The organism is Paenibacillus sp. FSL H8-0260 (assembly GCF_045040625.1).
GTDB lineage: Bacteria > Bacillota > Bacilli > Paenibacillales > Paenibacillaceae > Paenibacillus_AQ > Paenibacillus_AQ odorifer.
On record NZ_CP150298.1, the window covers coordinates 5,002,178 to 5,025,366 of the forward strand.

Here is a 23,189-nt window from a genome sequence, read left to right on the forward strand (position 1 = left end):
GTTACCCCCATTTCTCATATCAAGTTCTTCTTCAGGTTGCGTAAATAGCGGCTGCGAATAAAAAAGAAGTATAGTCCTTGAGCAGCCAAATATCCGAGTAACACCGCGCCTGTCTCCGTTGCGATAGATAAGTAGAACAACCGTTGAAGCGCAATAAAGGCAAACACACTGTGTAAAATAGCTATTCCGACCGGCACAAAAAACAACAAAGACAGCTGAATCGTAACTATTCGATTGAGTTCTTTATCCGTAAGCCCCATCTTGGACAAAGTGGAATATTGATTGCGATCATGATCAAGATCGGTATATAACCGGAAGTAAAGAAAGCTGCCTGCCGCGATAAAAAAGACAGTACCCACCAGCAAGGAAGCAAAAAGCATTGTGTTATACAATGTTTTCTGAAGCTCAAACAGCGTGCCGCTGATCACAATCGCATACGGAGAATCACTTTCATAGGACTGTTTGCCTTTATGGGCAAGATCAGCAGCAATACCTACCGTCTGTGGAAAATCCTCTACATAAAAACCTGTATAAAGATCCGTCTGCACGGGATCAATAGCGCTGTAGAGCTCATCACTGATCACGACACCACTAAAATCCCCGCCATCTCTACCATCCAGCTCCGGCAATAAATATTCGGCGATGGGAACTTGCTCGGTATAACCTATTTCTTTAATGGCAAGTCCGTGCTGCAAGGAATAGACCGCTTTTACTCTGCCTTCTGTTAAACTGCGATCCCGCTGTGAACCAATCATCACCAGACCTTCGTTGCCCACCAGAGCATGCTCATCTGTTGGGAAACCTGCACGTTGCAGGGCGAGATTATAATCACTGAAAGCAATCAAGGGAAGGCGTAAAGTGCGATCGGGTCCAGTCTGAGCCTCAACCTCGGCATATTTAATCGGGATACTAAGCGCTTCATAAGGGAGTCCGTGCGTCTTGAGCTCTTCCTTAATTTCGTTCAGATGCTGATCAAAGGGTACACCCGTCTGATTTCCTTTGGCTACATAACCCACTGCTGCGGGATAATCCAATTTCAGCTCTCTGGAAAGTGTATGTATCGATGCAAATACCCCTACGGAAGTGAAGGAGACTGCGGATACAATCGTCACCATAAAAAACATTCGGCCATTCTCTTTCCAGCGGTAGGACAAACCGGATAAAGTGATGATATTCGTACGATGCCAATACAAGCGCCGAATGTCCTTAAGCAGCTTAACCAAACAAATACTTAGCTGGGTATAAAAGAGATACGTCCCGATAACCGTAATCGCAACGACCGGAAACATGACTTTCTCTACGGAAGCAGCTTTTGCAGTAGCCGCCATATAATAACCACTGATCAGCAGTACAGCAGAAATAATAGATAATACAAAGGATACTTTGGGTTCTTCTTCTGCCTTACGCTCTCCCTGAAACAGACGCATCAGTGACTCATTGCCGATAAAAACAAAGGTGCAAAGCGATATCAGAAAAAACAATAACACGAAGCTGCAAATCGTAAGCACAAGTGCCTGCCATGGGAGATGAAAGGTTAACAGGGGAATTCCCAAAAAAGTAGATCCGATCATCAAAAATAATTTGCCCAGAAGTAACCCGAGAAGGGTACCTGTCAGGATGGCAGAGGTGCCGATCATCATATTTTCCAGGAAAACCATGGTGTTCAGCTGTCTCTTCGTCATTCCATGCATCAATAAAATTCCGAACTCCATCTTGCGCGACTGCAGGAAGGATCCAACGGATACGAGTACGAACAAAGAACAAAAGACATAAATAATTGCCTCTGCCACCATCATCGTATGAGCCGCCGTACTATAAATTAAGCTCTTTGAAATATCCGGATGGTAAATAAACAAAGCGCACACGAAAAAGATCATCACCGAAAAAGCACTGACGACAAAATAAGCGGCATATTTGCGTTTATTACGTGTTACATTCCTATAAGCGAATTGCCGAAAGGTCATGGCTGGTTCCCCCAAGCAGAGACAGCATATCAATAATACTTTGGAAGAAAGCGCCTCTATTACTGCCCTTGTACATTTCACTATAGAAACGTCCGTCTTTAATAAAGATGACCCGGTTGCAAAAGCTTGCAGCCACTGCGTCATGTGTGACCATCAGCACCGTAGCTCCTTCTTCCTTATTCACCTCTGTCAACATATTCATGACTTCCCCTGAGGCTTTGGAGTCCAGATTGCCTGTGGGCTCATCCGCCAAAATTAACGATGGACGATGAATCATCGCCCGGGCGATAGCCGCCCGCTGCATTTGTCCGCCTGAGACCTCGTACGTGCGCTTCTTCAGCAAATGTTCGATGCCAAGCAAGGTAGTGACCTCTTTCAGCCTGCTCTCCATCTCTGGGACACGAGCACCTGCAAGCGTCAAAGGTAATACGATGTTTTCCTCTACAGTGAGCGTATCCAGTAAATTAAAATGCTGAAAGACGAAGCCTAGCTCATGACGGCGAAAAAGCGCCTTTTCTTTTCTGCTAAGCAGATTAGGATCTCGGCCGTTGATCAGAATCTGACCAGAGGTCGGTTGGTCGATGGTGGCAATCGTGTTGAGCAGCGTTGTTTTCCCGCTCCCGGATGGACCCATTATGCCAACAAACTCCCCCTTTTCTACAGAAAAGCGGATATGATTCAGCGCCTGAGTGGACACTTTACCCTCATATATTTTTGATAAATTATGAACATCTAGAATGGGCAAGTGTTACCTCTCCTTCTTTCGACTGGATTGCCTTCATTATACAAAGTGTACACATAGGTTGCTATTTCTGAAACTTACAATGCCCTTACACATTTGTAAGGTTTGTTATATCCTGCTCCCTAAATACAATCCGCACGGTGGTCCCGCTTCCTTCTTCGGAACGGATACTCACCTCATGTCCAAGCTTGCCGCAGATCTGCTTCACGAGATATAAACCCATCCCCGTAGATTCCTGAAAGGTTCGTCCATTCACCCCGGTAAAATATGCATCGAACACGCGCGGCAGATCTCCTGCTGGTATGCCTACTCCTTCATCCCGGATCTCAAGCACAGTCTGCTTATCTTCCGTGACCATCCCGTGGAAAAAAACATGTTTGCCTTCTTCAGTCGTATAACGTACAGCGTTCGTAATCAGCTGCGTAAGGACAAAAGTGAGCCATTTTTCATCCGTGGTTACGGTAATCTGCTCATTTATTTGTATAGCTGGAAATACTCTTTTTCGAATAAAAAGCCGCTTCTGCTCAGAGGTCACACCACGTACAATGGTCTCCAGATTCAGCCGTTCCACATAGAAATCGTGCTCAAAAGTATCCAGACGGGCCGTATAAAGCACGGTATCCAGTCCTTTTTTCAGACGATCCAGTTCATCACCAATTGCCGTAAAAGGAGGGCCATCCTTATCCTGAATGATCAGATGAATGACAGACAACGGCGTCTTCATGCCATGTACCCATTGATTAATAAAGTGAATATGTTCTTCTAATTTGTGGCGGTAGCTGTGCAAATCATTTTTGTAGAGGCGGAATTGCGACCCCAGTAAACCTCGCAAGCTTACGGCTAGCGGAGAATCCTGTGTAGGGCCACCTGCCTCATCGAGAGAGGAGGGCGTAGTCTCCAAACGTTCATAAAACGTGCGATTGGTGACGTAACGGTAAGCGAGGTAGCCAATCAGTAGACAAGTGCTGAGCAGCGCGGCATATAAACTTACATTCAGACCGCTGCCTCCATCCAGCCGGTACACTAATGTGATCAGGACTAGCTGGGCTAGATAGACCACAATCAGGGGGAACTGTTCCCGTAATAACAACTTCATTCCTCATCCCCCCAATTCGGAATCAAACGATAGCCTTGACCGCGCACGGTTTGTAGTCCATCTGTGATAGCGAGAGCGGCAAGTTTTTTGCGTACACGTGTAACATATACATTTAAGGTATTTTCATCCACGAAGGCTTGATCATCCCAGATTTTTTCGAGCAGCCTGTCCCGGGTAACGATGACTCCTGATTTTTGCATTAGCTCATCTAGTATCTTGGCTTCCGTGTGGCTTAAGTCCACTTTAGCTTCGCCTCGGGTAAGGATTAGCCGCTCTACATCCAGCGTCATTCCGGCAACGTTTAGTGTGCGTTCATTATTCCCACCGGCATAGGTGCCGTAGGCGCGCCGCAGCTGACTTTTGATTTTGGCCATCGCGATTTCGTAATCAAAAGGCTTAGTGATATAATCGTCCGCTCCATTTTCCAGTGCCATTACTTGGTCCATTTTGCCATCGCGGGCAGATATAAAAAGAATAGGGCAGGTTGAAATTCCGCGAATCTGGCGGCACCAGTAATAACCATCGTATTTTGGCAAATTAACATCAAGGAGTACCAGATGTGGCGTGAACGCCTCAAACTGAGTGCGGACCTGCTCAAAATCACTCACCGCCTGCGTTTCATATCCAAACTTATGTAAATAATCCTGCAGCAAAGCCACAAGTCCACGGTCATCTTCTATAATAAATATTTTGAACATATCATGCCTCCGGTCCAGCCTTAACAATATAAGGGGGTCTGCCAAATAATATATACACCGTGCATAGGGTTAGTCAAATCGGAAGGAAGAAAAAAGAACCCATGAAGCTCCTGTTTACGGCACCTTCTAGGTTCTTGGATAAGTTAGGTTTAAGGATATCAACTAGTCCCATTGTTTCTTCTGAATCCCGGCAAGAACTCTCTCTACAGGTGCCCAGCCGATAAGTTCTGGTTGGCTCCAGCCCGGAGCAGCTTGCAGATGGCAAATTTCCATGTAGTGATCTATCCTAACTATATCCCAGGCATGAATGGCCTCGCCATTCCCAAAGGCCAAAGCTACATGCCCCCAATCCTTAAGCTCACCGTCTACCAACCCTGAGCAAGCATAAAAAACAAACGCGCCAGCTGGCGGAGCCCCGGTATTCTTGTGCGCATCGTACAGCTCTGCGGATTCGCGTGCATCGCTGCCTCCCCACATTTCAATTCCATTGCTTCTTTCATAGGCATCTTCAACAAAAGCAAGACAACGCAGCGGATACTCCTGCGACCCCAGCCGCTCCTTAGCCCAACTAATGGCACTCTCAATTTCCTTGCCAAATTCCACGTCCATTACCAATATACATTCCTCCAAAGTACGAAATAGTGTTGAACACATCATACCTGAACCAGCTACTCATGAGCTGGTATTATATAGTTATCAATTAAACTATCCCAATTGTACCTGAGTGGTCATCTACTTCGGCCAACCATTACTTAAAAAACATAAAAAACCGTAAATGAGCATAGCTCATTACGGCTCTAACAAACTATAAATTGGTTTAAAGATACAGGAGTGGTGGTGATAGTGTAGGAGTGGTGGTGGTAGCAGTAGCAGTGGTAGTGGTAGCGGTAGTAGTGGTAGCGATAGCGATAGCGGTAGTAGTGGTAGCGATAGCGGTAGTGGAGGACAATGTAAAGTTGATATTGCAGACGCCGAACGGTGATATCCCATCGAACATAAGTAACTTATTGCTTGTTGGAGTAGCTCATCTGCGGGATTTATACCGTACATTTGGCTATATATGCTCCATCGGCTCCATTCTACGGGATTTATACCGTACATCTGACCGTATACGCTCCATCGGCTCCATTCTACGGGATTTATACCGTACATCTGGACGTATACGCTCGATCGGCTCTATTCTACGGGATTTATACCGTACATCTGGACGTATACGCTCGATCGGCTTCATTCTGCGGGATTTATCCCGTACATCTGGACGTATACGCTCGATCGGCTCTATTCTACGGGATTTATACCGTATTTGGCTATATATGCTCCATCGTGGACCTCTGTCAAGAAAGTGGACAGTCACGCAACAGACATTCTAGTCAATTGCTCAGCAAAACGAACTGGAGAAAGATACCCCAGCGCGCCATGCATTCGCTTGCGGTTATAGTAAAACTCAATATATTGAAAAAGTGTTTGGTAGGCTTGCTCCTTAGTTTTGAATCGCGGATTACAATAAATGAGCTCCTTTTTCAAAATGCTGTGCCACGACTCGATACAGGCGTTATCATAACAGTTACCTCTGCGGCTCATGCTGGACTCCATGCCATACGCTTTCAACTGCTTCGTGTATTCATGAGAAGTATATTGAGAACCTCTATCGGAGTGATGTAATAGACCCTTTTCCGGTTGTTTAGCTTCGTAAGCATCTTGTAAGGCGCCCGAAATTAAGCTAGTTTCCATATGGTTCTCCAAGCGCCACCCCACGATTTCGCGCGTGCAAAGGTCCATCACACTAGCCAGGTACAAGCGCCCTCCCCGGCAAGGAATGTACGTAATGTCGGTAACCCATACTGAATTGGGTCTGCGTATTTTAAATTGCTGGTTCAGCGTATTCGGGGAAATCGGATGGTCATGATTGGAGTCAGTGGTCTGTACCCGATACGTTTTGGAGACAATGGAGCGAAGCTTCATATGTCGCATGTACACACTCACCGTGCGTTCGGTAACGGTATAACCTTCTTGATGTAACAGGCGGGTGATCTTCGGACTCCCATACCGCTTTTGATGGTCTGTAAAATGATACTGAATTCGCTTCATTATCGCAGCCTTACGAAGCATATGCGTACTGGTTTTTTCTGTCCGCCACTTGTAGTACCCGCTCCGTGACACATGTAGGGTCATGCACATCTTCTCCAAGAGAAACTCGGAGCGATGTTTTTCAATAAACTGGAATCTCAGTTCCTTGGTTTGCTGAAGATGTGCACTGCTTTTTTTACGATCGCTAATTCCTCTTCCACATCGGCAATCTTGTTATCTTTTTCTTGAAGTTGACGGCTCATTTCTTTCAACTGTGCCTCGAGTTCCCGTACTCGATCCACGCTAGCTGCCGGTTCATTCTTTAGTTCTCGATACTGGCTCATCCATTGATGCAGGGTACTTTTTGGGATGTTAAGCTCTTCCGCCAAGTCGCCCACTGTCTTTGTTTGCTCTTGAATGAACTGCACTGTCTGTTTTTTAAACTCTTCGTTATACCGTTGTCGATGTTCTCCCATGTGAACACACCTCCGTGGACTCATTATCGCCAGTCTGTTAACTACTGTCCACTTTTTATTCTAGCTTCATCGGCTCCATTCTACGGGATTTATACCGTACATCTGACCGTATACGCTCCATCGGCTCCATTCTGCGGGATTTATCCCGTACATCTGACCGTATACGCTCGATCGGCTCCATTCTACGGGATTTATACCGTACATTTGGCTATATGTGCTCCATCGGCTCTATCTGCGGGATTTATACCGTACATCTGGCCGCAACTGCTCCACCAGCTTCATTCTGCGGGATTTATACCGCTCATCTGACCGTATACGCTCGATCGCCTCCATTCTACGGGATTTATACCGTACATCTGACCATATACGCTTCATCGGCTCCATTCTACGGGATTTATACCGTACATTTGGCTATATGTGCTCCATCGGCTCTATTCTACGGGATTTATACCGTACATCTGGACGTATACGCTCGATCGGCTCCATTCTACGGGATTTATACCGTACATCTGACCGTATACGCTCCATCGGCTCCATTCTGCGGGATTTATCCCGTACATCTGACCGTATACGCTCGATCGGCTCCATTCTACGGGATTTATACCGTACATTTGGCTATATGTGCTCCATCGGCTCTATCTGCGGGATTTATACCGTACATCTGGCCGCAACTGCTCCACCAGCTTCATTCTGCGGGATTTATACCGCTCATCTGACCGTATACGCTCGATCGCCTCCATTCTACGGGATTTATACCGTACATCTGACCATATACGCTTCATCGGCTCCATTCTACGGGATTTATACCGTACATTTGACAGTGTCGAGTAAATCAAAGGCACTTTTGCCCTTCTTTCGCGCCACACTAGCTCATTCGAGCAAATCAAAGGCATTATTGCCCTTCTTTCGCGCCACACTAGCCAATACATACAAATCAAAGGCACTTTTGCCCTTGTCTCACACGATACTAAACCTTTACAGCAAAACAAGGGCATTTCTGCCCTTGTTTCACCACACCCTATAGCGCCACCGCTGAAACGACGCGTCCTCTTGTAATGTTGTATACCTCGTATGTTCCACATTTCGCACGCTCTTTGCTTCATATGCTCAGCATTTCCACGCTCACTCCACATTTCGCACGCTCTTTGCTTCATATACTCAGCATTTCCACGCTCACTCCACATTTCGCACGCTCTTTGCCTCATATGCTCAGCATTTCCACGCTCACTCCACATTTCGTATGCTCTTTGCCTCATATGCTCAGCATTTCCATGCTCACTCCACATCTCGCACGCTCTTTGCCTCATATGCTCAGCAATGCCACGCTCACTCCATATTTCGCACGCTCTCTGCCTCATCTACTCAGCACTTCACACGCTCACTCCACATTCTATATATCCTCTACTTCCACGCTGTGCAATGCGCTCACGCAGACTTATCTACCATCCAGCAGATTGCCTAGTCCGCCAAGTACGCTTCCTTCTTCTTTCCGACCGCTGTTGCCGGCAGCGGACAGGATGCGATCGGCCATTCGGCTGAATGGCAGCGACTGTACCCACACCTTGCCGGGTCCGCGCAACGTTGCGAAGAACAGGCCTTCGCCGCCGAACAACGCAGTTTTGACCCCTTTTACAAACTCAATATTATAATCCACCGAAGACGTCATAGCGACTAGACAGCCAGTGTCCAGCTTAAGCGTCTCTCCCGGTTGAAGTGTGCGTTCCATAACATAACCACCAGAGTGTACAAATGAAAGTCCGTCACCCTCCAGCTTTTGCATAATAAAACCTTCACCACCAAAAAAGCCGGTACCCAGCTTACGCTGAAATTCAATACCGATTGAAACGCCCTTTGCCGCGCAAAGGAATGAATCCTTTTGACAGATGATTTTTCCACCGTATTGCTGCAGGTCGAGCGGGATGATTTTGCCTGGGTACGGAGCAGCAAAGGTGACACTTTTACGTCCATAAGAACCACTGTGTGTAAAGACGGTCATAAACAAGCTTTCACCTGTCAACAGACGTTTGCCCGCGCCCATCAGCTTTCCCATCAACCCACTTCCACGCGAGCCTCCGCTGCCGTCGCCAAATATCGTCTCCATTGTTATTTCCTGATCCATCATCATGAAACTCCCGGCTTCGGCAATTACACTCTCTCCTGGGTCAAGCTGCACCTCTACACACTGTATTTCCTCACCCATAATGGCATAATCAATCTCATGAGCACTCATCCCGCAGTTCCTCCTTATAATTAAAGTCAACATGTGACTTATGAATGAAAATATATACGTGCGTTGTGGTTCACGGTTTCGCTAATCCTAACTATCCATGAAAACCGCCTATATCCAGCAAAAAAAATCAACCAGAAGTTCTGGCTGACCTTAATCCTGGTATCCCTGAAAAATGTTATTTATACCAGCTTTCTTCAGGTTACTGTACCATATCTCTTGTCAATACTTGATAATATGTTACAATACTTTTTATACTTAAATGTTTATTTAGTAGTCTAATTCTAATGATAAAGGTGAAATGAATGAATCCACAATCGGAATATGCAATTCTGCTATACTATAAATTTGTAAAAGTGCCGGATGCAGAACTATTCGCCCAGGAGCATTTGGCTTACTGCAAAGAGCTTGATGTAAAGGGACGAATTCTCATCTCAGATGAAGGCATTAACGGAACACTATCAGGTACGGTTGCCCAAACCGAGCAATATATGAAGGATTTGCGCGCAAACCCTCTGTTTAGCGATATCGTCTTCAAGATCGATGAGGCTGAGGGTCATGCCTTCAAAAAGATCTTCGTTCGTTATAAAAAAGAACTCGTGACGTTCCGGGTCGAGGATGAACTGGACCCTAACGTGATTACCGGAAAGCATCTGGCGCCTAAAGATTTCTATGAAATGATGCAGCGCGACGATGTGGTGATTCTGGATGGTCGTACCGGTTACGAATTCGATCTTGGTCATTTCCGCGGCTCCATCCGCCCCGAAGTAGACAGCTTCAAAGAATTCCCGGACTGGATTCGCGAGAATATGAGCGACCTTAAGGATAAACCAATCCTGACCTACTGTACAGGCGGGATCCGCTGCGAGAAATTAAGCGGGTTTATGATGAAGGAAGGTTTTGGACAGGTGTACCAGCTGGATGGCGGCATTGTGACTTACGGTAAAGACCCTGAGGTACAGGGCCAACTGTTTGATGGAAAATGTTATGTCTTCGATGAGCGGATTTCCGTACAGATTAATCATACCGACGGGGATATCGTTGTCGGACGATGCCATCACTGCGGTCAGCCAGCTGACCAATTTATCAATTGTGCTAACGATGCTTGTCATCTTCAGCATATTTGCTGTGAGGACTGTGAAACACAGCACAGTGGTCATTGCTCGGACGAATGCGAAGCAATCACGAATGCCGTGGGCTAAATAAAAGGACAAGCTGGCCGCAATTGTTTCAACACGATTCAAAGACGAGCACTAGTGAGTCTTAAGTTAACTAAAAGGTGGTGTACAGGATTTTCACTGTACGTCACCTTTTGTTATGAGCGAAACGTCCGAGCAACTCCCCTAAGGACTGCACCCATTATATACGTCATATCCAGCAAAAAAAAGTCAACCAGAAACTCTGGCTGACCTTAAATGTAGTATATCCCCGAATAAGCTGTTTATACCAGCCTTCTTCACATTACCGTACCATCATGCGGTTTACGCAGTGTAGATTGAATCTTTGGCGCCTTCACTAGCTTTGGTTTGCCTAAAGAGGTTGTAAAGGTGATCACATAGCCGGCTACGACTACTGCCATCACTGTATACATCGTTTCTTTAACAGGCATATAAAAGAGTGATAGTGCCAGAACGATTACATCCATCATGATGAATACCGTACCTACTTTGATTCCCTTCCATTCACTAACCAGCAGCGACAAAATATCGTCTCCACCGCTAGCCCCGCCACTCCGCAGGATAATTCCCGCTCCTAAACCTGTCAGTACGCCGGACAATAGAGCTGCTAATGCCAAATTGTCCTGCAAGTTGATGACCAAACCGGAATAACGTTCCATGAGACCATAGAAGATTGTAAAAGCTCCTACAGAAACAAAAGTGTTGCACACGAACGCTTTCCCTTTGAACATCCATGCTATCAAGAGTACTGGAACGTCTAGAAGCAGAGTTGAAATCGAAGGTGAAATTCCTAATACGTATTTGCCAAGCAGCGATAATCCTACGAATCCGCCCTCTGACAAATGATTCTGAAAATTGATGTGATAATAAGTAAATGCAAGCAAAAATGTTCCAAACAAAATGACTGTCAACCGGAGCAGTACATTCACTCCGTAATTGTGGTTCCTCATACAGGTCTCCCCTTATCGTATATGGCGGCTAGACGTCCCACCAACCTCTACGACGGGTAAAACCGGAGGTATTGCTCCTTCGCATATATATACTCCTTCCCCTCGCAGAGGCGGTTCGTCAAGTAACAACGGTTTACGCACCTTCTACAGGGAAGCTAAGTATAAGACAGATCATAACGTTTCCAAATCGTCCTTTGGGGAATCGTCCTTCGGGGACACATGGTATCCTGATCCTTTCTCTAATTTGATAAGTTCTGTTTACATTATACCACGGAGCCACCCTACTCTAAACAGTTTGCCAGAAAAAAGCAGGAATCACTCTGTACTCCGCAGCAAACGGTTGATTGTTTCACGTCTTACACCGATCAATTGTCCTATTTCTTCCTGGGTCAATAACTCTGTTAGCGCTGCGCCATGAGAGTAGTCATTAAACCAGCGGGTTAACAATTCCATACGTTCTGCAGGCGTACCTACAGTAAGATGATCCAGCCGTGTCTGCATAAACCGTACCTTCTCCTGAAGCAGTCTGGCGATTTCCATCGCTTGACCAGAATCCTCCCGCAGCTGTTGATACCATTCTGCTGATGGAACTGCCTCCACCTCGCTCTTCATCATCGCAACTGCCGTTCCATGCGCCTCCTTTGGCGAAATGAGTGAATGATGGGGAACCATCTCACCGGGATACAGGATGTTGAATAACACCATGTTCCCATTCTCATGAAGTCTTGTGACCTTGAACAGCCCGCTTTTTACCTTAAATAAAAAATCACAGCTGTCTCCTTGGCGGAACAAGACTTCCCCCTTATGTAATATCATCTCGCTCGCTCCTTTTCCTTCTGATTATATATATTTTCAATTATATAAAATTAAACCTCATTTATGGAGATAAATCTACCTATGGGCGAGGAGGCGGGTGATTAAAATCCATGCAAAAACTGCTGGACACCAGAATGAAAATTCTGGCACCCAGCAGTTCAATTTGCTTATAAAGTTACTTTGCTTCAAGCGGTTTCTTCCATAATCCGAGCATCAATCCGGAGATGACCGAACCGATCAGAACAGCTAAGAGGAACAACAGCGCGTGGCTTGAAAGGGCAGCTACAAAGATCCCGCCATGCGGAGCCGGCACGTTGATATTCCAAAGCTGTGTAAGACCTCCAGCAACGGCCGAACCAAGAATACAAGAGGTTAGGACACGAAGCGGATCGGCTGCGGCGAATGGAATGGCCCCTTCCGTAATGAACGACAAGCCCAGCACATAGTTCGTTAAGCCTGATTTACGTTCTTCTTCCGTGAATTTATTCTTAAAGAAAGTAGAAGCCAGTGCTATTGCAAGTGGAGGCACCATCCCCCCCGCCATTACAGCAGCCATCATGAAGCCGTTGGTATTGCCACTGGTAGTGAATACACCGATGGCAAAAGTATAAGCAGCTTTATTGAAAGGTCCACCCATATCTATGGCCATCATGCCACCGAGAACCAGACCCAGAATAACAGCATTAACAGTTCCAAGATCATTAAGCCAATCAATCAGTCCTACATTGATCCAGCTAAAGACCGGATCGAACAGGTAATACATCAATCCACCGGTAATTAGAAGCCCGAATACCGGATATAACAGGATCGGCTTCAGTCCGTCAAGTGTTTTAGGCAGTCCTGCAAATACTTTACGTAATCCGATAATTACATAACCCGCCAAGAAACCAGCAGCCAGCCCGCCGAGGAACCCAGCGTTGGAATTCAAGGCCATGTAACCCCCAACCATACCTGGCATCAAAGCCGGACGATCACCAATGCTAAGCGCTATAAATCCAGCAAGGACTGGAATTAGGAAATGGAAGGCACCATCTCCGCCACCAATTGTCTGCAGTAACTGGAACAGCGGATGATCTGCTCCACCTACTTGTTCAATCAGGAAGGAGATTGCTAGCAGAATACCGCCACCGACTACAAACGGGAGCATGTGGGAGATCCCATTCATTAAGTCCTTATATATTTTACTGCCGATACTGCCAGATTTCTCTTTAGACCCTTCGTCATTGCCACCGCGACCTTCATTGTGATAAATCGGCGCTTCCCCATTCATAGCTTTACGAATAAGCTCTTCCGGCTTACGGATGCCATCACTTACAGGTCTTTGCAGTACAGGTTTACCGTCAAAACGGGCCATTTCCACCTTTTTATCAGCTGCAACAATTACACCGCTTGCACGCCGAATCTCATCAGGGGTAAGTACGTTTTTGGCCCCTTCTGAACCATTCGTCTCTACACGGATATTAACTCCCATTTCCAGAGCTTTTTTCTTAAGGGCATCTTCAGCCATAAAAGTGTGTGCAATGCCTGTAGGACAAGCAGTTACAGCTACGACAAAAGCTTGGGAATCCGGGTTGCCCACGATTACACGTTCAGGCTCTGACTTCGCGGCAGTTTCAGCAGCTTCGTTCTCTTTCTCCTTAGCTTCACCTTCCGCCTGCTTGGCATCAAACAAAGCGGATACCTCGTCAGGAGTCTGAGTATTCATAAGCTGTTCAATGAACTCGCTATCGATCAGTAGTCTGGACAATGAGGCCAGTGTACGAAGATGCATATTGCCTGCTCCTTCTGGAGCGGCAATCATAAAGAAGATACGTGCTGGCTCATCATCAAGGGATTCAAACTCCACTCCCTTTGCGCTCTTAGCAAATACAACCGTCGCTTCATTTACCGCTTTAGTCTTAGCGTGCGGCATTGCAATGCCGCCGCCAATCCCAGTGCTGGACTGCTCTTCGCGCTTCAGAATCATCTCTTTAAAAAGGATCGGATCATTAATTCGGCCACTTGCAGCAAGACTCGCAATCAATTCATCAATTGCAGCTTCCTTAGCTGTAGCTTTTAGATCCATGATCATCGTTTCTTTTATCATTAAATCCGTTATTCTCATCATGCTCAACTCCCTTAAGTACTTTGAATGCTGTCGGCTTACACTTCTGAGATTTGGATCAGCGGTCTCAGCTGTTCAATGAATTCTCTGTCCGCTAAGTCATCAGAGAATGCGGTTGCACTGCCCGAGGCAACGCCTGCACGGAACGCCTCCAACAAGTCTCCTGTCAAAGACAGTGTCCCTACAAAACCAGCGATCATGGAATCTCCTGCACCTACAGAATTTTTCACTTTACCTGATGGTGCGTTGGCGTGGTATACCCCTTGCTCCGTAATGAACAAAGCCCCTTCACCCGCCATGGAAACCAGTACATTTTTCGCTCCTGCATCCAGCAGCTTGCGTCCATAAGTAATAATCTCTTCCCTCGTATCTATGGTTACGCCGAACAGCTCTGCAAGCTCATGATGGTTCGGTTTAACCAGCAATGGCTGATACGCCAGTGCTTTTTGAAGTGCAGCACCAGTAGTGTCAATGACGAATTCCGCTCCGCTCTGTTTGCACACAGCTATAAGCTTGTCATAGAAATCTGCACCCAGTGATGGGGGAACGCTTCCCGACAAAATCACTACATCCTCCGCGTTCAGGGCAGCCAGCTTTTGCAATAGTGTATTGGCTTCAGGATCATGAATGACGGGTCCAACACCGTTAATCTCCGTTTCCTCTCCATGCTTGAGCTTGATATTAATCCGCGTATCATCAGAAACAAACACGAAATCGCTTGAAATTGACTCTTCGTGTAACCAATCCTCAATATATCGGCCGGTGAAGCCTCCAAGGAATCCCATAGCCTTATTCTGAACCCCAAGCTGATTAAGCACTCGGGATACGTTAATTCCCTTCCCTCCCGGAAGCTTCAAATCACGTTTCATCCGGTTCAAGTCACCCAGTCTCAAATCTTCCACTTCCACGATATAATCAATGGAAGGATTAAGCGTTACAGTATAGATCATGATTATCCCTCAATTATGTTGGTTTTCTAAGCCATAGATTACCGATCACAAGTACGGCATCTGTAATTTCTCCAAACGATCACACGGTAATTCATAATTGCTTATCCTATATAAAATTTATACCAGCGTGAAATCCACACCCAATTGCGTGATCTCACGGATGAATTTGTCAGACGCTCCTGAATCTATAATGCAATGATCCATTTCCGTCACATCTGCAACCTTGCTAAAGGATATCTGCCCCAGCTTACTGTGATCTGCCAGTAGAATAACTTGCTTGGCGACTGCGATCATTTTGCGTTTTGTAGCTGCCTCTAACATGTTCGGAGTTGTGATGCCTTCCCGCAAATCCAGTCCATTAGTGGCAAGAAAAGTTTTATCTACTCTCACCATATCTAAGGAACGTTCTGTCATCGGTCCAACAAAAGCCATCGTATCCGGGCGAAGCATACCGCCTGTAATTGAGACTTCGATATTGCGGCAATCCCGCAGCTCATTCAGCGCCATAATCGAGTTCGTAATGACTTTGATATTCGAAAAGTTCTTCAGCTCTCTGGCAATCTGCAGTGTTGTTGTTCCTGCATCAAGCAGTATTGCGTCCCCCTCCTGAATCATCTCCACGGCCTTACGGGCAATCCGTTGCTTCTCATCCAATAAATGGTCTTCCTTATCAGGATAAGCCGCTTCAAAATTGACGCTCTGCAGGGAAACCGCTCCGCCATGAGTACGCTTTAATAGTTTGGCTTCTTCCAGCTCCTTCAGATCACGGCGCACAGTAGACTCAGATACGCCCATTTCCTGACTTAGCTCCTGTACAGAAGCTCTGGAGTTTTTTTCCACAAAAAGCACGATTTTTTGTTTTCTCTCTTCCTCAAACATCATCGTGGCTCGCTCCTTTATGTGACAGCGCGACCTGTGCAATTCCTTGCGCTCATCTATGAATTTTATTGACCGTTAATCGATTATATATGACCGTTATTGATCGTTTGTGCTCGTTTATGATTTTAACAGCGTTTTCATCCTGTGTAAAGTGCTAAAAAGAGACAGTGCAAAATTACATCCGAATTGCCTATCTCATATGCGGCATTTATAACATATTAATAATACATACCGGGAAAAGCGGGTGATCAGAAATGGCCAATGGAAGAAACAGCGGGAGAAATAAAGGCAACAGCAATGCTAATAAGAATGGGACCACCAATAACAATAATCCAGTGGAATCCGCAGAACTTAGCGCTGAGGATTATGAGATCATCGCAGCTGGACTTGTAGCCTTAGGTGAGATTTTTTCCTTTTTATCTCTTGTTAAAGCAAGACAAGTTACCAAAGAAACCGGAGGCGAAGATGTAGTTCCTGAAATCTTCACTTTATCCACTAGAAAATCTCATAGACGAAAGTCAAGATAATCTGTGAAAAAGCAGAGAAATAGTTATACCCCCTTGTTAAATTGCGAACTTTTTACTTGGCGTAACCTTTGTAACTAGAACCTCTATATGGGTATGCCAAGAACTACCTAAAAGGAATTGCCCGCTTTTGAATCAATACTTGTAAATTAGGGTTATTAAACTACATAGACATAAATTTGAATTTTGGGGGATGTTTTTATTGCCACAACAGAAGTATTTTCGGACAAGCCTTGCTATTATCGCCTTTTTACTGATTTTGTACTTAGGCTCCAAAGTAATGTTTCTCTTCGCCCCACTGGGTGCCATTTTCAAATTATTACTTGTTCCCATGATGTTATCAGGGTTCATGTACTACCTGCTGCGTCCGTTAGTAAGAATCCTTGAGAAAAGAAAATTAAACCGGGCGTTCTCCATCCTGCTCATTTATTTTCTGATTGCCGGCTTGTTCGTCCTCTTCTGGATTCTAGTCTGGCCGACACTGCAAGAACAAATTCAGAACTTTATTGATAACACTCCCTACCTCGTGCAAGGTTTGCAGGATCAGTTCAATGCATTGAGGGAGAATCCGACACTTTCGCGTTTTTTCAAAGGGGATTCCGACGTCGCAGCCCGTTTATCAGAATTTCTTAGCGATACTATTACCTGGGTTACCAATTCCATGTCCAATTTGATCGGCGTTGTATCCAGCATTGTAGTGTTAATTGCAACTTTGCCCATCATTCTGTACTACATGCTAAAAGATGACTATAAGCTATCGCCTAAACTTCAAGGCTTAATTCCGAGAAAATATCGTAAGGAAGGCCAAGAGATGTTTGGAGATATCGACAGCGCCTTAAGCAGCTTCATCGTCACACGCGTGGTGCTAAATGTCGTACTCGGTATTATGTTATATATAGGGTTCCTTATCATCGGACTGCCTTACTCCCTGTTGCTCGCCGTAATTTCAGTGCCCCTTAACTTCATTCCATATGTGGGATCATTCTTAGCAGCGATTCCGGTAATTATAGTGGGTTTCATTGAATCACCGACGATGGCCATATGGTCCCTGGTTGTAATCTTCATTGCCCAGCAGATCCAGGATAATGTACTCTCACCGATTATTTACGGAAAATCATTGGATGTTCATCCACTGACTACGGTCATCCTTGTCCTTATAGGTGGAGACTTCTACGGTATTATCGGAGTTCTTATTGCGCTCCCTGTTTATATGATTATAAAAATTGTTTTCCTGCGCGTGTATGAGATTATTATTGCAGACCGGATAGATGAAACTGAGCCTATCAAAAAAGAGGAGCTATAACGGTTGTAATCTACTTCGTGAACGGGCGGAGCTTATCTATAAAATAAAAAAGGGTACGTCTCCAATCACTCGGAGTCGTACCCTTTTTTATTCTTTACAGGTGCCTGAAATCACCCTCGTAAAGAACGAACTACAAAGATGTGATTGCCCTTCATCAGGTTTTGGCCGTTCTGAAGAGTAACTGAACCTTTCGTATGTGAGGTAATAATCGTATTAAAGGCAATAAGCTGATCTTCTTTCCAGACACTAACCGCCGATTTAAAATACACTGCATTGTCAAATTGCTGCCGATCCCTCATCACATAACCCACGGAATGGAGAACTGGAGGCAGCGCTCTTTCTTTTGGAGCCAGAGCCTTAATAACAACAATATCCCGAAACGGCACAGCAATTTCCTGATGGCCAATCACCGCCACCGATGCGGAAAGGTCCCATTTGCGCAGGATTCCCTTCATAATGGTATAAGGTTTCTCTCCGCAGTACATTATAACGGGTTTACCTACCCAATGCTTCATAGCTACCTCCCCTTCGCATCACTCCATAAATTATAAGTCCGGAATGAACCAATCTATTCCTGCCATTCCCTGCGACTCTAAAAATTGATTGGTCTTTGAGAACGGACGACTGCCAAAAAATCCACGATGCGATGAAAGTGGGCTTGGATGAGGCGATTGCAGCACCTTATGCCGGCTTTGGTCGATGAATGCGCCTTTTTTCTGCGCATGACTTCCCCATAATATAAACACCATGGGCGTAGATCTTTCATTTAGCTTTTGCATAATAGTGTCTGTGAATGTCTCCCAGCCCAGACCTTTATGCGAACCAGCCTCACCCTCACGTACCGTCAGCACGGTGTTCAGCAACAACACTCCCTGCTCTGCTAAGTGCAGTAAAGAGCCGTGGTTCGGAACAGGTACACCGACGTCCTCTTTCAGCTCTGCATAAATATTGCGCAGTGACGGAGGGATACGTACCCCCGGATTTACAGAGAAGCTTAGTCCGTGCGCTTGTCCGGGACCATGATAAGGATCTTGACCTAAAATAACTACACGGGTCTCCTTATAAGGCGTTAATTTCAACGCTGTGAACAATAATTCTTTTGGCGGATAAACGGTATGTTCCTTATATTCTTGTGTTAGTGCGTCCATTAATTTTAGAAAATAGGGCTTTTGCATTTCATCCTGCAATACCTCATCCCAATCGTTGCCAAACATCCCCAAACTCCTCCTTTAACCGAAACCATAGCGATATAGCTTTTTTATTTCCGACCATAATCCGCTTTGATCTCGCCCCACTCTTTGGTCTGCCACTTGAGCACCTTATTGTCATATGTATTGGTTTGCAACCAACGCTCTGCCCGATCAATAAGCACCCAAATTTCCTCTGTTGAAGAATCGCGCGGCAAGGTTGTTGCCACCTTCTTCTGCTTCACCCACTTCATTGCATTTACTGAATCACTGTAGACCGTTTTATCGCTTCCCTCTTTCTTTAACAACGCCAAGGCATGAACAATCGCTAAAAATTCGCCTAAATTATTAGTGCCCTTTTTGATCGGACCACAGGAGAAAATGATATCTCCCGTTTGTGTATCTACACCCTTATATTCAACAGGCCCCGGATTACCACGAGTCCCCACATCTACTGAAATACTGTTGTAATCAATCTCCTCAGAGGTCTCTACTGTAGCACTGCGTTTAAAAGAACTTGTCCCCTTAGACTTTGCTGCTCCAGCTGCCCCTGTTCCCCAATTCCCCTTCCAGCCCGCTTTATATGCCGCATCAGCTGCTGCTTTAGATTCATAGGATTTATATTTTGCACCGGTATAATGATCTGTCTGTGCCTGGCATTCTGCCCAAGTGCTATAGACTCCCGGTTGTTTACCTTCCCAGACTACATAATATTTCTGTTTGGCCATGGATAATGCTCCTTTTCTACTGCCTGTACTTATTGTAATCCATATTGCTCGTGAATTCATCGGATAAATCACATTTTTCAGGTCATACTATACGCCAGAGATGTCCAGGCCTATATTACCATTTGTAGATTGATTGGTAAATTACTAACTAATCACTCTATAGTAAGCTCGAAGGATATCAGTACAATTACTTAGGGAGGTTATACAGATGAGAAAGATAGCAAGTGTTGCTGCGGTATTTGCTTTTGTGTTAATGGTCGGATGTGGAAATGCAACAAACAATGCCAATAATGCTACTGCAACAAGCACTCCTGAGAACACGAATAATGCGGGAACCACTAATAATACAGGCACCGCTAATAATCAAAATAACACCACAGATGCTGTAACCTCAGCTTCCGTAGTAGATAATGAAGAAGCCTTCAAACGCGCCATCAGTCCAGAAGGAACCTGGATTGCTGCTACACTTAAAGACTTAACCTTCACCGAAGATCTCGTGGTGGATGGAGAATTCATGAATAAAGAGGAACCCGCCAGAAAAATTGCTCTATACACACAAGATGCGGATCACAACATCACCAACTCCTTTAAACTGACTGCTCCAAAATTGACCATCAAGAGTAAAAACGCCCGCATCCAAGGCGGAACCTTTATTGGAGATGTATACGTAGAAGCGGATGGTTTTACCCTGGTGAACGCAACCGTTGAAGGCAATGTCTACTTCGCAAACGATCAATATAAATCCACCTTTAATTCATCCGATCAAGGAAAAGTAACTGGTGTTACAGAAGTGAAAAAATAAGCTTCAACCCCAAAAAGGTGATCTGAAGTCGTTAAGACTTGAGACCACCTTTTTTTTATATACACCCTTATTCTTGATAAAAACCATCTTTGAAAAATTTGTACCATCCCTCGACGGCTTCGATTGGGAAACCCTCTAACTTCTTCATAACTTCCCTTGCAAATTCTAAAGAAGCTGTGCCATTAGCAGTAATAATATATTCACTCGAAACTGCCTGTTTTTCTATATAATTTGCTTCTCCTTTATAATTAGGAGCATTTTGTTTTAAATAATCCAATGAATTTCCGGTATGCGGTATGTTGTCTAAATAGCCATGTTCAGCCAAAAAAGTTGTAGCGTCACATATTGCGGCTATAGGTACACTTTCCTGTAAACATTTTTCAATCACTGGAGTAATAGCTGAATTATCTTTCCAGCCTGTGCCCCCGATTAAAATCAACATTTCATACTGAGCAGGTAAACTGTCTATAGTATAGTCAGGTACAACAGTAAATCCACCCATAGATTTGACATTGTCGCTAGTTAAAGCAACTGTGCTTACTTTATATTCACTTTCCGGCTTATTTAGTTCGGCACTAATATATCCGCTTTCCCAATCAGCGTAGCCATTGGATAGAAACATCAAAACTTCTTTTCTCATATATTAGCACCCCCTTTAAGTTCTAACCCCACTTCCGCCACTTCTCGCCCATTTACCAGCAGCACAATCCGGTGCTCTCCTGGATAATGACGCCGAGTTGTTAAATCAGCCCAACGATGTGTCCGTTTACCTGACAGAATTGTACCTCCAGGTACGGTCTTATCCGATAACAAAAAAGATTTACGGGAGGTTCGACCTGCCGCTTTCACGAAATAGATTCCGTATTCAATCCGAATCCGTGCCGGAGCTCCCTCACGAACTTGAAGCTTATACTGTAATTCAGAGCTTTCGCCAATGGTCAGGATTGAAGGTTCCAATAGAATGAAGGCACTCGTTATAAGTGGAGCAGCTTCGTCCGTCTGCTCTGCGTATCCGAATAAAGCCATAATCTCTGGCTCAGCTTTACGAATCAAAGAACGGCAGCCGTGCCGCACAATCCAGTCTGTATCGGGATGTGTTCCCTTCCAGCGCCGAGCGGTATCGAGCACCACTTCCGGATGATCCTTCGCAATATCATTCAAATGATTAGCGACACTTTTACGCACATACAGGGATGTATCCGCCTTAAGCTGCTCAAGTACAGGTAATACCGGCGCCGGGTCAAGCTTGAACATGGGAAGCGCCTGTCCCCAAGGCAGACGAGGCCGACAGCCCTCACTAGCCAGCCTACGTACATGCTCATCAGGGTGCTCCGCCCATACCAGCATTTGAGCCATCATGCGCTCTGGTTCCCGTAAGAGAAACGGCCTAACTGCAAATTCAGCCGATGATTTCGCTGTGAATCTTTCCAGCGCCTGTATAGACAATTCCCAATGATCGTCTTCCTGGCCATATACCTCAACAAAATCCGGAAAAATCAAATAAGGAAATCCTACACAATCATTAGCAATGGCGAATAGGATAGCCAGCGCTTCCTCATAAGGAAGCTGTAAGTGGCTGCCCAACGTCTCGGTGATCCGCCGCATTCTCGCCTTCAGCTCAAGCGTTTCCCACGGTTCAGTCATGGCTGAGCTTACAAATGCCTCTGTCTCGAAGACATTATGTACGCCACGAATCTTTTCGCCGAACTCACGCAGAAATTGTTCATTGTACATTGCTTTTAAAGGTTCAGCCATTCGATAATCCCTCATTTTCTTTTTTAAATCAGCAGACTTGATTCTGTCATGAAATCGTAGCACACCCAATTTGACAACAGTATGTCAACTTTGGCAGCTAAGAATTAATAAGTACCTTCACCTCTTCAATCCCTTGTCGGGCTCGACTGTTTAACGCGCGCTTATCTTTAAGGTTATGTTCTTTAAGTTCGTGTCCAGGATCAATGACCAGCGGCTGTGAGATTACATCCTCGAGAATTTGTACAGCAACCTTACAGCCTTGAAATAACAGTTCTTTTGTGATCACTTGGTTATGAGAACGAATGATTTCAAGCATTTTTTCCGCATAAATCAGTCTAACCAAACTATCAGCGCTCATAATATTCCTCGAAGCAAAAGAAGCCACTTTTTCCACAATCCAGCTATCCTGATAATTCCGCGAGATGGATTCCAGTATCGTAATCGCATCCCAGTCCCGTATCGACAACTGCTTGACGTGCTCCGTAGCCCATTCCTGCAGCCATTCCAGCTCCACTTCTCTTGGAATTTCAAAACTCTTGTACTCCTTAAGTACTCCTGCTTTATGCATATTTAAAAAATGACCCAAAAACTGAATGTACAGCTCCTTGGCTCTTTGTGTCGGTTCGGTCATCTGGCAATCATCCTTTCATTATCCAAATCATATCCATTCCCCGGTTTCTTTTCAAATTAAAAATAAAAAAGGACAGGTAGCGAAATCATCGCAATACCTGCCCTTTAGTAAC

General features: G+C 45.2%; 25 protein-coding genes. 6 read left to right on the top strand and 19 right to left on the bottom strand.

Annotated features, from left to right (window positions below; translation table 11 throughout):
• Positions 1 to 14 precede the first annotated feature (14 nt).
• The 5 genes from MHI51_RS22335 to MHI51_RS22355 all read right to left on the bottom strand — a co-directional run bounded on the left by MHI51_RS22335 (position 15) and on the right by MHI51_RS22355 (position 5,115).
• Positions 15 to 1,964 (bottom strand): FtsX-like permease family protein, encoded by a 1,950-nt coding sequence (locus tag MHI51_RS22335; RefSeq protein WP_341003412.1) that lies wholly within the window; start codon positions 1,962 to 1,964, stop codon positions 15 to 17.
• On the bottom strand, positions 1,939 to 2,709 hold the full coding sequence (locus MHI51_RS22340; RefSeq protein ID WP_076184196.1) for an ABC transporter ATP-binding protein: 771 nt from the start codon (positions 2,707 to 2,709) through the stop codon (positions 1,939 to 1,941). The genes MHI51_RS22335 and MHI51_RS22340 overlap by 26 nt, the downstream gene beginning before the upstream one ends.
• Positions 2,710 to 2,794: 85 nt before the next feature.
• A complete protein-coding gene (locus MHI51_RS22345; RefSeq protein WP_405173266.1) occupies positions 2,795 to 3,802 on the bottom strand; it encodes a sensor histidine kinase in 1,008 nt (335 codons plus the stop codon).
• Positions 3,799 to 4,500 carry a response regulator transcription factor gene (locus MHI51_RS22350; RefSeq protein WP_076218901.1) on the bottom strand — a complete coding sequence of 234 codons (702 nt, stop codon included), beginning with the start codon at positions 4,498 to 4,500 and terminating at the stop codon, positions 3,799 to 3,801. Before MHI51_RS22350 ends, MHI51_RS22345 begins: the two co-directional genes overlap by 4 nt.
• A 162-nt stretch (positions 4,501 to 4,662) precedes the next feature.
• Entirely contained in the window at positions 4,663 to 5,115 is a 453-nt protein-coding gene (locus tag MHI51_RS22355) for a hypothetical protein (protein WP_405173267.1), read from the bottom strand.
• Positions 5,116 to 5,357: 242 nt separating this feature from the next.
• Between MHI51_RS22355 and MHI51_RS22360 the strand changes: the two genes are divergently transcribed.
• Positions 5,358 to 5,870, top strand: coding sequence for a hypothetical protein (locus MHI51_RS22360; protein ID WP_405173268.1), 513 nt, complete (start codon positions 5,358 to 5,360; stop codon positions 5,868 to 5,870).
• Here the strand turns inward: MHI51_RS22360 and MHI51_RS22365 are convergent.
• Both MHI51_RS22365 and MHI51_RS22370 read right to left on the bottom strand, forming a co-directional pair.
• The gene (locus MHI51_RS22365) at positions 5,851 to 6,777 is read right to left on the bottom strand and encodes an IS3 family transposase (protein ID WP_405174072.1); all 927 of its coding nucleotides are present in this window, start codon (positions 6,775 to 6,777) and stop codon (positions 5,851 to 5,853) included. The two genes, MHI51_RS22360 and MHI51_RS22365, sit on opposite strands and share 20 nt — an antisense overlap.
• Positions 6,726 to 7,043, bottom strand: coding sequence for a transposase (locus tag MHI51_RS22370; RefSeq protein WP_036683594.1), 318 nt, complete (start codon positions 7,041 to 7,043; stop codon positions 6,726 to 6,728). Before MHI51_RS22370 ends, MHI51_RS22365 begins: the two co-directional genes overlap by 52 nt.
• Positions 7,044 to 7,255: 212 nt before the next feature.
• Between MHI51_RS22370 and MHI51_RS22375 the strand changes: the two genes are divergently transcribed.
• Positions 7,256 to 7,759, top strand: coding sequence for a hypothetical protein (locus tag MHI51_RS22375; protein ID WP_405173269.1), 504 nt, complete (start codon positions 7,256 to 7,258; stop codon positions 7,757 to 7,759).
• 719 nt (positions 7,760 to 8,478) lie between these two features.
• On the opposite strand, the gene MHI51_RS22380 is transcribed toward MHI51_RS22375, so the two are convergent.
• Positions 8,479 to 9,273 (bottom strand): TIGR00266 family protein, encoded by a 795-nt coding sequence (locus MHI51_RS22380; protein ID WP_038572584.1) that lies wholly within the window; start codon positions 9,271 to 9,273, stop codon positions 8,479 to 8,481.
• A 302-nt stretch (positions 9,274 to 9,575) separates the two neighbouring features.
• On the opposite strand from MHI51_RS22380, the gene MHI51_RS22385 reads away from it, so the two are divergent.
• Positions 9,576 to 10,472 (top strand): rhodanese-related sulfurtransferase, encoded by an 897-nt coding sequence (locus MHI51_RS22385; protein ID WP_342410018.1) that lies wholly within the window; start codon positions 9,576 to 9,578, stop codon positions 10,470 to 10,472.
• Positions 10,473 to 10,726: 254 nt separating this feature from the next.
• On the opposite strand, the gene MHI51_RS22390 is transcribed toward MHI51_RS22385, so the two are convergent.
• The 5 genes from MHI51_RS22390 to MHI51_RS22410 all read right to left on the bottom strand — a co-directional run bounded on the left by MHI51_RS22390 (position 10,727) and on the right by MHI51_RS22410 (position 16,150).
• A complete protein-coding gene (locus MHI51_RS22390) occupies positions 10,727 to 11,398 on the bottom strand; it encodes a YitT family protein (RefSeq protein WP_076130250.1) in 672 nt (223 codons plus the stop codon).
• Positions 11,399 to 11,713: 315 nt separating this feature from the next.
• Positions 11,714 to 12,214: a Crp/Fnr family transcriptional regulator gene (locus tag MHI51_RS22395; RefSeq protein ID WP_076217941.1), complete on the bottom strand. Its 501-nt coding sequence runs from the start codon at positions 12,212 to 12,214 to the stop codon at positions 11,714 to 11,716.
• Positions 12,215 to 12,389: 175 nt separating this feature from the next.
• Positions 12,390 to 14,318, bottom strand: a complete 1,929-nt coding sequence (locus tag MHI51_RS22400) for a fructose-specific PTS transporter subunit EIIC (RefSeq protein ID WP_076217942.1) — start codon at positions 14,316 to 14,318, stop codon at positions 12,390 to 12,392.
• Positions 14,319 to 14,356: 38 nt separating this feature from the next.
• Positions 14,357 to 15,268: a 1-phosphofructokinase gene (gene pfkB, locus MHI51_RS22405; protein ID WP_405173270.1), complete on the bottom strand. Its 912-nt coding sequence runs from the start codon at positions 15,266 to 15,268 to the stop codon at positions 14,357 to 14,359.
• Positions 15,269 to 15,385: 117 nt separating this feature from the next.
• Positions 15,386 to 16,150: a DeoR/GlpR family DNA-binding transcription regulator gene (locus MHI51_RS22410; RefSeq protein ID WP_339244350.1), complete on the bottom strand. Its 765-nt coding sequence runs from the start codon at positions 16,148 to 16,150 to the stop codon at positions 15,386 to 15,388.
• 251 nt (positions 16,151 to 16,401) lie between these two features.
• Here MHI51_RS22410 and MHI51_RS22415 point away from each other — a divergent pair, with 251 nt between their 5' ends.
• Together MHI51_RS22415 and MHI51_RS22420 are read left to right on the top strand one after the other, a co-directional pair.
• On the top strand, positions 16,402 to 16,674 hold the full coding sequence (locus MHI51_RS22415; protein ID WP_076130246.1) for a hypothetical protein: 273 nt from the start codon (positions 16,402 to 16,404) through the stop codon (positions 16,672 to 16,674).
• A gap of 190 nt (positions 16,675 to 16,864) precedes the next feature.
• The gene (locus tag MHI51_RS22420) at positions 16,865 to 17,974 is read left to right on the top strand and encodes an AI-2E family transporter (RefSeq protein ID WP_076130245.1); all 1,110 of its coding nucleotides are present in this window, start codon (positions 16,865 to 16,867) and stop codon (positions 17,972 to 17,974) included.
• A 110-nt stretch (positions 17,975 to 18,084) separates the two neighbouring features.
• Here MHI51_RS22420 and MHI51_RS22425 read toward each other — a convergent pair whose 3' ends face one another.
• From MHI51_RS22425 to rnhA, 3 genes are read right to left on the bottom strand one after another with little or no spacing between them, the layout of a single operon-like run.
• Positions 18,085 to 18,489 (bottom strand): hypothetical protein, encoded by a 405-nt coding sequence (locus tag MHI51_RS22425; RefSeq protein ID WP_036683006.1) that lies wholly within the window; start codon positions 18,487 to 18,489, stop codon positions 18,085 to 18,087.
• A gap of 30 nt (positions 18,490 to 18,519) precedes the next feature.
• A complete protein-coding gene (gene ung / locus MHI51_RS22430) occupies positions 18,520 to 19,188 on the bottom strand; it encodes a uracil-DNA glycosylase (protein WP_076130244.1) in 669 nt (222 codons plus the stop codon).
• 44 nt (positions 19,189 to 19,232) lie between these two features.
• A complete protein-coding gene (gene rnhA, locus MHI51_RS22435; RefSeq protein ID WP_076184205.1) occupies positions 19,233 to 19,889 on the bottom strand; it encodes a ribonuclease H in 657 nt (218 codons plus the stop codon).
• A 208-nt stretch (positions 19,890 to 20,097) separates the two neighbouring features.
• Between rnhA and MHI51_RS22440 the strand changes: the two genes are divergently transcribed.
• Complete coding sequence (locus MHI51_RS22440) at positions 20,098 to 20,691, top strand: hypothetical protein (protein WP_076130242.1); 594 nt, start codon at positions 20,098 to 20,100, stop codon at positions 20,689 to 20,691.
• Positions 20,692 to 20,758: 67 nt separating this feature from the next.
• On the opposite strand, the gene MHI51_RS22445 is transcribed toward MHI51_RS22440, so the two are convergent.
• From MHI51_RS22445 to MHI51_RS22455, 3 genes are all read right to left on the bottom strand, one after another.
• On the bottom strand, positions 20,759 to 21,331 hold the full coding sequence (locus MHI51_RS22445) for a type 1 glutamine amidotransferase family protein (RefSeq protein WP_405173271.1): 573 nt from the start codon (positions 21,329 to 21,331) through the stop codon (positions 20,759 to 20,761).
• On the bottom strand, positions 21,328 to 22,446 hold the full coding sequence (locus tag MHI51_RS22450) for a DNA alkylation repair protein (RefSeq protein ID WP_405173272.1): 1,119 nt from the start codon (positions 22,444 to 22,446) through the stop codon (positions 21,328 to 21,330). The genes MHI51_RS22445 and MHI51_RS22450 overlap by 4 nt, the downstream gene beginning before the upstream one ends.
• 97 nt (positions 22,447 to 22,543) lie before the next feature.
• A complete protein-coding gene (locus tag MHI51_RS22455) occupies positions 22,544 to 23,077 on the bottom strand; it encodes a hypothetical protein (RefSeq protein ID WP_076217945.1) in 534 nt (177 codons plus the stop codon).
• Positions 23,078 to 23,189 lie beyond the last annotated feature (112 nt).